Origin of the sequence: Desulfonatronospira thiodismutans ASO3-1 (genome assembly GCF_000174435.1) — a bacterium.
Classification (GTDB): domain Bacteria; phylum Desulfobacterota; class Desulfovibrionia; order Desulfovibrionales; family Desulfonatronovibrionaceae; genus Desulfonatronospira; species Desulfonatronospira thiodismutans.
In genome coordinates, this window is record NZ_ACJN02000004.1 from 139,693 (window position 1) to 151,724 (window position 12,032).

Here is a 12,032-nt window from a genome sequence, read left to right on the forward strand (position 1 = left end):
GCTCTGCGGCCACAAACTATGTACGCACAGCGTCTTGAAGAGTTACAAACAACACCATGACAAAGGAGAAATACATGCAGGAGTATAAAGTGGCCGTCATCCCCGGAGACGGCATAGGCCCGGAAGTGGTCCGGGAAGGACAGAAAGTTCTCGAGGCCGCCGGAAAAAAATACGGCTTCAGGCTGGACTGGCACAGCTACGATCTGGGCGGGGAGCGCTACCTCAAGACCGGCGAAATCTTACCGGACTCGGTCCTGGAAGAGCTCAAGGGTTTTCACGCCATATACCTGGGGGCCATAGGGCATCCCGATGTAAAGCCGGGCATCCTGGAACAGGGCATTCTGCTGCGCACCCGCTTCGTCCTGGACCTTTACGTCAACCTGCGCCCCATCAAGCTCTATCCCGGGGTGGAATGCCCATTAAAGGAAAAAGGCCCGGAAGACATAGACTACATAGTGGTCCGGGAAAATACCGAAGGTCTTTACGCCGGAAGCGGCGGCTTTCTGCGCCAGGGCACAGAACATGAAGTTGCTGTGCAGGAATCGGTGAACACCTATATGGGCGTGGAACGATGCCTGCGCTACGCCTTTGAGCTGGCCGCCACCCGCAAGCGCCGCAAACTCACCCTGTGCGGCAAGACCAATGTCCTGACCTATGCCTTCGGCCTATGGGAGAGGGTCTTCCGGGAAATGGCCAAAGAATACCCTTCGGTGGAAATCGACTACACCCACGTGGATGCCACCTGCATGTGGATGATCAAAAGCCCGGAATGGTTCGACGTGGTGGTCACGGACAACATGTTCGGGGACATCATCACCGACCTGGGGGCCATCACCCAGGGTGGACTGGGCATTGCCGCCGGAGGCAATATCAATCCCCGGGGCGTGTCCATGTTCGAGCCCATCGGAGGCTCGGCTCCCAAGTACGCCGGCCAGAACAAGGCCAACCCGGTTGCCGCCATCCTGGCCGGTCAGCTTATGCTCACCGACCTGGGCCAGGCACAGGCCGCCCAGGGCCTGGAAGAAGCCGTTTCCAGGGTGCTGCCCCGCATGCAGACCCAGTCCGCAGGACGCATGGGCATGAGCACCAGCGAGGTGGGCGATGCCATAGCTGCTGAAATCAGCTGAAACCATTCAGGGGGTCCTCGGTAGTGATTACAGGTCAATTGAGGCACCCCCTGAATGGTTACCAAAAATTAGATTTTCAGCACGGCCTGCTCCCCTCCTTGGTTAAGGAGGGGCTGGGGGTGGTTCGTTATTAATGACCACTTCCTTCCCTTCATGGTTGATAACTCTTACAAGCAACCACCTGTTCAACCAATAACTACAACAGGTTAAACTCATGTGCATATGTCCAAAAATTTCAGCACGGCCTGCTCCCCTCCTTGGTTAAGGAGGGGCTGGGGGTGGTTCGTTATTAATGACCACTTCCTTATCCAGCTGCTCTCAGGTTCAACCTGGGAATAACGCTTAAAAGCAACCAAAATACTCAGTCCATGGTGATCAAGAAAATCACAGCACCTGCTACTGCCTCTTCCGCTCTACCCACACCTCTACACTTTCCATGGCCTCCCGGGTTTCCAGCCCGCGGATCTCCCTGTATACATCTTTGCACTCCTCATAGTCCAGACTTCCGGCCAGCTGTACCGCTTTTAGCTCGTTTCTGGAATGGGGAAACCTGTCTGTTTCCTCCAGGATCTCGTCCTTGCGCACTATCTTGTTGTAAATAAGGCTGCGGGCCGCCAGCAGGTCTGCCCTGGGACCGCCGTATTCCGGCATCCAGGTATAAAGAAGGGTCAGGACGTCCCCGGGACCCAGAACCTGTCTTCTTCCCAGTCTTTCCCTGAAAAAGTCCTGCAGACTGTAGAATGTCTCCAGCCTGGAAAAGGGAGGTTTTCTGGCAAACAACAAAGCGGCCAGAAAGAAATGGATATATCCGGCTTCAACGTATACGCTCTGGTAACCCGGCAAAATATCCTCCAGGGCCCTGGCCCGCATCTTATCGCGCAGCCTGCCCTTTTCGGCATCGGCCCGGGCGAAATTCTTCACCGCCTTTACCAGGTAGGAAAAATCCCGGTTTGCACCGGAAACCTGGTAAAACTTCATGAGCTTGTCGCTCCACCTGCGTTCGCAGTCATAAACCATCCCTGCCCTGGTCTCAGGCCTGATCTGATCCGGTCTGCCCTCTGCCGCGAAAAACTCGTGCAGGCCGATGAGTTCCTCCACAAAGGGCTCCACCTGCAGGATGGTCTTGCCCATACCGTACATCTGCTGCAAAAGAAGGCACTGTTTTTCTGCAAAGCCTGGAAACCCGAACTCTGTCAGCATCAGGTAGTCGTGTACCTGCATTTCACCTTTTAGCATCTCATCAAAACCAGGCGTTGGTGGCTCTTCCAGCACAATGCAGTCATAATGCTGCATTTTGCTCTGGACAAAGGGCAGGGTTTCCAGTCGATATGAAGTATAGCCCAGGCAGATACGGGACTTGAAATTGTTTTCTTGCAATGTCATAAATAAAAATGTTAATTTGTATCAGCCGAACCTGCAATCCAAATCTTACTGCCCACGGAAAAAAATGGTTGACAGGGCTCTTACTATTGCAGCCGGCCTGAAGGTCTTTCAATGGTTACATAGTTTTCATCCGGAAACGGTTCTTTTTCCTTTTGGCGGTGTCAATCAGCACAATTATTCGTCAACGTATTAAGATACGCCTCCTCATAATTGCTTGATTTCCTTGCCAAAAGAAAAAACTCCTCGTTTCCGGAAAGAAAACCATCAGCTTCAGCATCCGGAAATAAAGAATTTCCGGATGGAAACTACATAACCCTGCAGCAACAATTAAAAAACGGGTGACTTGTAAAAATCAGGCACAAACAAGTGTCGTTGCAGGGATAAGCGCAATGAGCAACAGGAATTAATATGGCCAGAGTTCTGGGTGTCGAAGAAAACCACGCCTACCACAATATACTGAGCAGAGCACTGGGGGCAGAGCACTTGCTGACCCTTTGCTCCTCCATGTCCAGTTTGGGACAGAAAACCGGGAAAACAGCCTACGATGTGGCAGTATTGAGCCTTGATGTCAACGGCAACGGGGCCGAAGACCTGGAACCCATTCAAAAAATTCAGGAACAGCTTGGACAGGCTCCCGTTATCGTTACCAGCGAAAAGGACGACTCGGACTGGATAGTCCGGGTAATCCGGGCCGGGGCGCATGACTTCATCGCCAAGCCCTATTCCGGGGAAAAAATCCGCCTGGCCGTGGACAGCGCCCTGGAAAAAAGAAGCATGAAAAATGAAATCGACTACCTGCGCCGCCAGCAGGACGTCATCTACGACCTGGACAGGATAGTGGCCAGCACCCCGGCTATGCAGGATATTCTCAGCTGGACCCGGAAATATGCCCAGACTGAATCCAACCTGCTGCTTACCGGAGAAACAGGCACCGGCAAGAGCTTTCTGGCCGGAGCAGTGCACTTCAACAGCCCCAGAAAAAAAAGGCCTTTTATCAAGATAAACTGTGCCAATCTCCCGGAAAATCTCCTGGAAAGCGAACTCTTCGGCCACGAAAAGGGAGCCTTCACCGATGCAACCCAGACCAGGGTGGGCAGGCTGGAGCAGGCCGCCGGCGGCACGGTATTTCTGGATGAGATAGGAGAAATGACCCCGGCTCTGCAGGCCAAATTTCTACAGGTGGTGGAGGAAAAGAACTTTCAGCGCCTGGGCGGCAACAGAACCATATACAGCGATATACGCATTATAGTGGCCACCAACCGGAACTTAGAACAGATGATGGAGGCTTCTGATTTCAGAAGCGACCTTTATTACAGACTGAACATATTAAAACTGCACCTGCCTCCCCTGCGTGAACGCAAGCAGTGCATCGAACCACTCACACGCATGCTTCTGGAAAGGATCTGCCGCCAGTTGCGCAAAAAAATGATGGACATCTCTCCCGAGGCCCTGGAAATCCTGGGCGCATATCACTGGCCGGGCAACATCAGAGAACTGTCCAACGTCCTGGAAAGAGCCATCCTCCTGGAACATTCAGACGTCATCACCGCAGAAAGCATCCACCTCAATTCCGGCCTTCACCTCCAGGAGAATTCTTACCAGAATTCCCCGTCAGCATCCCGGCTTGAAAACACGGAATACAGATCCATCATCCAGGCCCTGGAAGACAACCTGTGGGTCCAGAAACATGCCGCTGCTCAGCTGGGCATCTCTCCGCGCAGCCTCAACTACAAGATCAAGAAGCTGGGTATCACCCACTGGCGCTGGCCCCGGCACAAGGACAAATAAGCCCTCTGCCCGGGTAAGCTCTGAACCGGATTGCACACTGCCCGCCTGTGGTAGAGCTGAAGTACGCCCGGTGCCCGGCGAAAAATCGAGATCCACCAGGTATAAAAGCAGAGATGATAACTAATTATGGTTGACAGTCTTTTCATACTTCTCTTAATATCCGCTCCAGATAAAATAAAGCTCAACAACTTCCAGCATAAACAAGGAGACGAAGATGCCAAACCCAGTAACAGACAACAACTTTGAGGAAGAGGTCCTGAAATGCGAACTGCCGGTTCTGGTTGATTTCTGGGCCCCTTGGTGCGGACCATGCAGGGCTATCGGCCCCGTGGTTGAAGAACTGGCCCAGGAATATACAGGCCGCCTCAAGGTACTCAAGATGAACGTGGACGAAAACCCCGGTACTCCAGGCAAATACGGCATCCGGGCCATCCCCACCCTGATCCTGTACAAGGGCGGAGACGTCATGGAGCAGGTAACCGGTGCTGTATCCAAGGCCAACCTGAAGCAGATGATCGATAAAGCTGTGTAGTTTTATGAAAGAATACGAAAGCGTAGTCATAGGTGGAGGGCCTGCCGGTGTTACAGCAGCCCTCTACCTGTTGAGGGCGGGTATACAGGTGGCCTGGGTGGAAAAGCTCTCCCCGGGAGGCCAGGTCCTTCTCACCGAAACCATAGAAAATTATCCCGGCTTCCCCCAGGGAATAAAGGGCTTTGAGCTGGTGGATCTCTTCACAGCACACCTTGAAGGCTTCGAGTACGACAAGATAGGTGATGAAGCAACTGAGATCAAAGCCTCGGACGGAAAGTTCGAAACAGTGCTTTCCCAGGAGAGCATCATTTCCAGAAGCGTTATAATAAGTACAGGTGCCAACTGGAAAAAGCTCGGAGTGCCCGGAGAAGGCAAGTTCAACGGCCGTGGCATATCCTACTGCGCCCTGTGTGACGGCAACTTCTTCAAAGATCAGGAAGTGGCCTGCATAGGCGGAGGAGATACAGCCCTGGAAGAATCCCTGTACCTGACCAAACTGGTGAAAAAAGTATACCTCATTCACCGCAGAGACGCTTTCAGGGGGTCCAGGATCTATCAGGACAAGGTGGTAAACAACCCCAAGATAGATATCCTCTACAATACCGTGGTCCGGGAATTTGCAGGGGACAAGGAACTGGAAAGCGTAAAACTTGAGAATGTCCAGACCGGTGAAGAATCGGATCTCGAGGTACAGGGTGCATTCGTTTTCATAGGCCTGATCCCGGCAGCGCCCTCTCTGCCTCAGGAAGTAGAGACTGATGAACTGGGGTTCATCAAGACGGATACCGAGATGAGCACCAGCATTCCAGGCCTTTATGCAGCCGGGGACATCCGCTCCAAACTGTGCCGCCAGATTACTACTGCGGTGGGCGAAGGAGCCTCAGCAGCCCACAATGTACAGGTTTACCTGGAAAAAACAGGTTAGTCCCCAAAACACTCTGACATTCTTCCGTTTTCACTAAATAGGCCGACATGAGAATCAAAAACCTGCTTTTATCAATTATTCTTGCCGCCGCACTGGCGGCGCTGTCAGGCTGCGCCTGGTTTCAAAGAGGTCCCGAACCACTGGAGGACACCCCGCAGGAACTGGCCCAGGCCGGGGTGGATGCCATGGAGCAGGAGCGCTACAATAAAGCCATTGAATATTTTTCAGACCTGAGGGACCGTTTTCCCTTCAGCCCCCATACCCCGACAGCCGAAGTGGCCCTGGGAGATGCTTACATGAAGTCCGGCAACTATGATGCGGCCATCACCGTATTCACCGAGTTCGCCGAGATGAACCCCCGTCACGAATACATGCCCTATGTACTTTTCAGGACAGGACTGGCCCACTTCAACAAATTCACTTCCATAGACCGTCCGCAGCGCAACATGCAGGAGGCTCTGGAGTACTTCAGGCGGGTGGCCCAGGTTTATCCTGAGACTGAATATGCTGAGTATTCCCGGTACTACAAGGTACAATGCCGCAAAAAAATAGCCGAACACGAACTGTACATAGCCGATTTTTACTGGCGAACCAAGCGCTATGGATCGGCCTATGAGCGCTACAGGTACGTTATGGACAATTTTGAAGATCTGCCTGAATACGTGGAATACGCCGGTGAAAGGGCCAAAAGAAGCTACTACAAACACCAGGAACATGTCTCCAGCCACAAAAGAGCCACAGAAGAAGGTTCCTGGAGGGACTGGCTGGACTGGCTGTAAAATACACCGCAATCAGCAGCATTAACACCGCCTGGTTATTCGCGCCTGTAGGGACTTATGCCTTCAAAATCAAACCAGGTTCATCCACGCACTCCAGACAACACAGGTCTTTTGCATCAGACTAAACACGGACCGTGACTTCGTGCGTCATTTCCGGCAAAGTCTTGAAGCATGGCAGATCCAGTATCTGTTTAGCGCTTTGCATGTGGCATGGGGACTGGCTCTTCCGTCACGCCTGAAGCGTGATTGTCCCGGAAATAGAGTCATTTTAGCACAAAATGAGGCTCAAGTGGGTCCCGGAGTGCCTGTCCCCTGCTTTCCTTAAAAGCGCTGACAGATACGCAGATCCAAATGAGAAGCAGCCCCCCGGATGGGAGGGCTATGGCCAATCGCTTCCAGATGAGCTTTAAGCCGGTCCTTCTTAATCCACTCTTACTTCCAGACTGTCTCCGGGCCGGATGACCTGGCCACTGGAGAGATTGTTCCAGTTCTGCAGGTCCCTGGTGCTTACTCCGAACCTGCTGGCGATTTCCGAAAGGGTGTCTCCCCTGCGCACCTGGTAAGTGGTAACACTGCCGCCGCTGTCGCCGCTGCCGCCGCCGGGAATATCCAGCTCCTGTCCGGGACGGATGGTGTTGCCACTCAACCCATTGGCATTTCTCAGATCATCCATGCCGACGTTGAATTTTCGGGCAATTTCCCAGAGGGTATCCCCGCTGCTGACGCTGTAGGTGGTCTGCACCCTGGAGCCTTCATCTCCACCACCGGCCTGGGTATGCCCCGGAATATAGAGCTTCTGGCCGGGACGGATTGTGTTGCCGCTTAGACCATTGGCCGCTATGAGTGTCTGCATTTCCACATTGAATTTGCGTGAAATATCCCAGAGGGTATCTCCACTTTGAACTTCGTAGTTCCCCCTGCGCTGAGCGTAATCCTGGGTGGAAGACCCGGCATGGGTGGAACCGCTGGCCGGTACAAATACATACTGCCCGGGACGGAGCATATCAGATGTAGTATTGTTCATCTCTTGAAGTACCGATACCGGCACCCCGAAACGGTTGGAAATACGCCACCAGGAATCTCCGCTGCTCACCTGGTATCTATGATATCCAGCATGCTGCTCTGCCTCGGGGCTGTCCAGAAATTCGGCTGCCGCCTGAGCCTTTGTGTCCGGCAGCATAACCTGTGTCCTGGTATCAGAAGGACTTACTTCCCTGCGAAAGGCCGGGTTGTATTCCTTGAATTCATCAAACTCCATGCCGGCTGCTCTGGAAAGGGCTATCAAATCTGTTCCCGGCGGAATCTCCAACTCCCTGTAATCCGGTGCCCTATCCCAATCTATGGGATCAAAATCCAGCTCTTCCAGGTTTCGCAGTATCTTCAGGATAGCCAGAAACTTAGGCACATAGTTCCTGGTTTCCATAGCCAGGTAAGGGCCGTTTATCAGATCGAAGTAATTATCATGCCCGCTTCTCTGCATGGCCCGGCCGACCCTGCCCTCCCCGGCGTTGTAGGCGGCCAGAGCCAGATACCAGCACTCGAATTCGTCATATAGCTTGGCTAAGTAATCTGCCGCGGCATAAGTGGAGAGAAAAGGGTTGCGGCGTTCATCTAACCACCAGTCCACCCTGAGGTCGTACATTCTGCCGGTGCCGGGCATGAACTGCCATATTCCGGCGGCCCCGGCCCTGGAATACGCCCTGGGGTTAAACCCGCTTTCGGCAAAAGGCAGGTAGATAAGATCTTCTGGAAGCCCCCTTTCCTGAAAGACTTCTTTTATGTAGGGCAGATATTTTTCCGAACGATCCAGCCATGCCTGAAAATTGTTGCGGTATCTGTGTGTGTAGAGCTTGAAGTAGTTTTCCATGGCCTGAGTTTCCCTGGCATCCAGAACAAAATCGAACTCTATCTCGGTTTCCAGGGCCTCTTTTTCGGCCTCAGTAAGCGGTGTCCGCTGGAGCTCAGCCTTTTCTTCGGGGCTTAGATCATCCATTTCGTCCCTGAACATGCTTTCGGCTGCTTCGGCCTCCTTGGATATGCCGTCAGCGTCCACCTCGAGTTCCGGGTGGGACAAAATCCGGGACTGCTCAAGGGTCCTGGGCTTAAGGTCTGCAGAATCATCCCGGGGTGTTGAAGCGCAGGATAAAAGCAGAAAAACAGCCGGAAAAATCCATAAAAAACGTAAAGGCATATTCAGAACTCCTTGATATAACAATTCTTCTGGTTGACGCATTCATGAATCATAAAAATGCCAAACAGAGCACCTGCCGGTTGTAAGTCTCGGGAACGCTTCAAGCAAACCACGTTTGGTTATTAAATTCCTTGGGGTTTGGCAATAGTAAACTTGCAGCACTTTACAGATTTACAAGGACAATCAAGACTGCTACTTCCAATTTCATGCACGAAAATCTTGTACTGGGCAAAAAACCGGTAATGGAGGCCCTGGAGGAAAACCCGGAGCATATTGATCTGGTTCTGGTAAAAAAACCGGTCCCCCGGGGACTGGACCCGGTGATATCCAGGTGCAGACAGCTGCATGTGCGCTTCAAGCTGGTCCCGGACCAGGAACTGCAGCAAATGGGTGCAGCAAGACAGGGGATTGCCGCCAGACTGCGGATGCAGACCCTTGTGGACCTGGATCTGCTTCTAAATAACACCACCCGGGCCGTTTTTCCGGTGCTGCTGCTCTTAGACCAGGTCCAGGACCCGGGCAACCTGGGCACCCTGGCCCGCACCCTGGCCGCCCTGGGCGGGGCGGGCATCATTATTCCCCGTGACAGAAGCGCACCCCTGGGGCCCGGGGCCATGAAGGCCTCGGCAGGAGCCCTGAACAGGATCGGGGTTGCCCAGGTTACCAACCTGGCCCGCACCCTGGATCATATAGACCAGGCTGGATTTAATATCTATGCCGCAACCATGGACCAGGGACAAAGCGTTCTGGAGCAGACTTTTGTCTTTCCGGCAGTTCTGGTATTGGGCGGGGAGGAAAAGGGCATCCGGCCAAATGTCCTTAAAAGGTGCCCCGGTAAAATCCATATTCCCATGGCGGGCGGCATGGATTCCCTGAACGTGGCCCATGCCGGCGCACTGATCCTGGGAAGAATGCTGTCCTGGAGATAAAAAAACACAACAGGAGAAGCTGAATGTATCAGGCTTACGGCGTACTGGGACGGACACTGGGACATTCCCTGAGCCCCTATCTGCACAACTGTGCCTTTCAGGCCGCAGGCATGAAGCGGGTGTATCTCAAATGGGAGATTGAACCGGAAAATCTGGGTGACTTTATACGAGCGGTGCGCATTCTGCCCCTGTCCGGGGCCAGCGTCACCATCCCCTACAAGGAGGATGTCATGGAGTACCTGGACTATATAAGCCCGGAAGCATCCGACATGGGTGCTGTAAATACCCTGTACTGGCACAGAAAAAGCCTTTGCGGGACCAACACCGACTGCAGGGGTTTTATGGCCCCCATAGAAGACCTGCAGCTGGATTCAGCTCTGATCCTGGGAGCAGGAGGAGCCTCGCGGGCTGTACTCTACGGCCTGAAGCGCATGGGCATATCAAACATATACCTGACCAACCGCAGCAAAAAAAAAGCCCTGGCAATGGCCGGGGAATTCAACGTAAAAAGCATACCCTGGGATGAACGCTACCGTCTCAAGGCGGACCTGCTGGTGAACACCACCCCCCTGGGTACCGCCGGGGATCTGCAGGACCTCTCCCCCTGGGAAAGCAGCATCTTCCCCTTCAAGATAGTCTATGACCTGGTGTACAACCCGCTGCAGACAAGGCTTCTGCAGCAGGCCAGGGCGCATGGAGCCCATACGGTATCAGGGCTGAGCATGTTCGTGCACCAGGCCTTGAAGCAGTTCAAGATATGGACCGGCCAAGGCTTTGATCCTGGATGGGCAGAGGATCTACTGCAACGAAAAATCACCGGGGAGATATGAGGAGTACCGAGAGGCTGTCGGACTTGTCGGACTGGTCTGACCTGTCTGACCTGTCGGACCTGTCCGACCCGTCAGACCCGTCTGACCTGTCAGACAGCCTCCAGAAATCACTCCATATCATCCTGCCTAAATCCCCAATCCCTCAATCCCTCAATCCCTCAATCCCTCAATCCCTCAATCATTCAATCCCTCAATCATTCAATCCCTCAATCCCTCAATCATTCAATCCCCCCTGCCCCGGCCTCCAGGGCCTGTGCATTCTGGGGCAGGAGGTTGTGGTACCTCTCGGGAATTACCTGGGCAAGACTGTCCTTGACTGTCTGCAGAGAAACTATACCGGTGGTCTCGACATATGCCCCCAGGGCCACCATATTGGCCAGCCTGGGATTGCCCAGATCGTTGGCGATGTCGTTGGCCTTTACCCCCCTGGCCTGAAGGCGGCTTGAGTCCGCAAGTCCGGGCTCCACCTGGGAAGCATTGAACACTACTGTGCCCCCCTTTTTCACCCTGGGCTGAAACTTTTCCATGGAAGGCCGGTTCATGGCAATGAGGGTGCCGGGGCTTTTGACAATAGGTGAACCCACTTCCTGATCCGAGATGACCACCGTGCAGTTGGCTGTGCCGCCGCGCATTTCTGGACCGTATACGGGTATGTAAGTCACATGCAGTCCGGAATGCATGGCTGAAACCGCCAGCAGGTTGCCCATGAGCATCACCCCCTGGCCCCCGAAACCTGCGATTATTACGTCCTGGTACACGCTCATTGTGCTTCTCCTGCAACATCCTTGTGTATCCCCAGGGGAAAGCAGGGTATCATCTCATTGTCCACCCGGGCATTGGCATCCAGGGCATTCATGCGCCAGTTGGTGGGACAGGCGGCCAGAAACTCTACAAAACCGAAGCCAAGACCCTGCTCCTGGACCTCAAAGGCTCTGCGCAGGGCTTTTTTGGCCTTTTTCAGATTCTTAATGTTGTTTACCGCCACCCTTGCTGCAAAACTCACCCCCTGCAGCCTGGACATTATCTCGGTCATCTGCATGGGATAACCATCAGACCCGGACTGTCTGCCCAGAGGGGTGGTGGTGGTTTTCTGACCCAGCATGGTTGTGGGGGCCATCTGCCCCCCGGTCATACCGTAGACGGTGTTGTTCACGTAGACCACGGTGATCTTTTCCCCCCGGTTGGCGGCGTGCATGATCTCGGCCAGGCCGATGGAGGCCAGGTCCCCGTCTCCCTGATAGACCAGCACCAGGCTGTCCGGTGAGCTTCTCTTGACCCCGGTGGCCACTGCCGGAGCCCTTCCATGGGGAGCTTCCAGGGTATCCACCAGTACGTAGTTGTAGATAAAGGCTCCGCAGCCGATTGCAGCCACGCATATGCTTTTCTGAGCCAGCCCGGCGTCTTCCAGTCCGGAGGCCAGCATCTTGTGTACAATGCCGTGATGGCAGCCCGGACAGAAATGTGTGGGCACATCCGCCAGAATATCCGGGGATTTGTAGGCCAGTACTTCCTGCATGTTGTTTGCTCCTTGAATATCCTAAACCAGGT

General features: G+C 53.8%; 11 protein-coding genes. 7 read left to right on the forward strand and 4 right to left on the reverse strand.

Features of this window, described 5'->3' with window-relative positions; genetic code table 11:
- Positions 1–74: 74 nt before the first annotated feature.
- Entirely contained in the window at positions 75–1,127 is a 1,053-nt protein-coding gene (locus DTHIO_RS17770) for a 3-isopropylmalate dehydrogenase (protein ID WP_008871628.1), read from the forward strand.
- A gap of 396 nt (positions 1,128–1,523) precedes the next feature.
- Here the strand turns inward: DTHIO_RS17770 and DTHIO_RS17775 are convergent, their stop codons facing one another.
- Positions 1,524–2,510: a hypothetical protein gene (locus DTHIO_RS17775; protein ID WP_008871629.1), complete on the reverse strand. Its 987-nt coding sequence runs from the start codon at positions 2,508–2,510 to the stop codon at positions 1,524–1,526.
- Between the two features lie 408 nt (positions 2,511–2,918).
- On the opposite strand from DTHIO_RS17775, the gene DTHIO_RS17780 reads away from it, so the two are divergent.
- The 4 genes from DTHIO_RS17780 to bamD all read left to right on the forward strand — a co-directional run bounded on the left by DTHIO_RS17780 (position 2,919) and on the right by bamD (position 6,534).
- A complete protein-coding gene (locus tag DTHIO_RS17780) occupies positions 2,919–4,298 on the forward strand; it encodes a sigma-54-dependent transcriptional regulator (RefSeq protein ID WP_008871630.1) in 1,380 nt (459 codons plus the stop codon).
- Positions 4,299–4,512: 214 nt separating this feature from the next.
- Entirely contained in the window at positions 4,513–4,830 is a 318-nt protein-coding gene (trxA, locus tag DTHIO_RS17785; RefSeq protein WP_008871631.1) for a thioredoxin, read from the forward strand.
- Between the two features lie 4 nt (positions 4,831–4,834).
- A complete protein-coding gene (gene trxB / locus DTHIO_RS17790) occupies positions 4,835–5,755 on the forward strand; it encodes a thioredoxin-disulfide reductase (protein WP_008871632.1) in 921 nt (306 codons plus the stop codon).
- Positions 5,756–5,802: 47 nt separating this feature from the next.
- Positions 5,803–6,534, forward strand: coding sequence for an outer membrane protein assembly factor BamD (bamD, locus tag DTHIO_RS17795; protein WP_008871633.1), 732 nt, complete (start codon positions 5,803–5,805; stop codon positions 6,532–6,534).
- 421 nt (positions 6,535–6,955) lie between these two features.
- On the opposite strand, the gene DTHIO_RS17800 is transcribed toward bamD, so the two are convergent.
- Positions 6,956–8,725, reverse strand: a complete 1,770-nt coding sequence (locus DTHIO_RS17800) for a LysM peptidoglycan-binding domain-containing protein (protein WP_008871634.1) — start codon at positions 8,723–8,725, stop codon at positions 6,956–6,958.
- Positions 8,726–8,931: 206 nt separating this feature from the next.
- Here DTHIO_RS17800 and rlmB point away from each other — a divergent pair, with 206 nt between their 5' ends.
- On the forward strand, positions 8,932–9,654 hold the full coding sequence (rlmB, locus tag DTHIO_RS17805; protein WP_008871635.1) for a 23S rRNA (guanosine(2251)-2'-O)-methyltransferase RlmB: 723 nt from the start codon (positions 8,932–8,934) through the stop codon (positions 9,652–9,654).
- A gap of 23 nt (positions 9,655–9,677) precedes the next feature.
- Complete coding sequence (gene aroE, locus DTHIO_RS17810) at positions 9,678–10,484, forward strand: shikimate dehydrogenase (RefSeq protein WP_008871636.1); 807 nt, start codon at positions 9,678–9,680, stop codon at positions 10,482–10,484.
- Positions 10,485–10,702: 218 nt separating this feature from the next.
- On the opposite strand, the gene DTHIO_RS17815 is transcribed toward aroE, so the two are convergent.
- Both DTHIO_RS17815 and DTHIO_RS17820 read right to left on the reverse strand, forming a co-directional pair.
- Positions 10,703–11,248 (reverse strand): 2-oxoacid:ferredoxin oxidoreductase subunit gamma family protein, encoded by a 546-nt coding sequence (locus tag DTHIO_RS17815; RefSeq protein ID WP_008871637.1) that lies wholly within the window; start codon positions 11,246–11,248, stop codon positions 10,703–10,705.
- Positions 11,245–12,000 (reverse strand): thiamine pyrophosphate-dependent enzyme, encoded by a 756-nt coding sequence (locus DTHIO_RS17820; RefSeq protein WP_008871638.1) that lies wholly within the window; start codon positions 11,998–12,000, stop codon positions 11,245–11,247. Before DTHIO_RS17820 ends, DTHIO_RS17815 begins: the two co-directional genes overlap by 4 nt.
- Between the last annotated feature and the right edge of the window lie 32 nt (positions 12,001–12,032).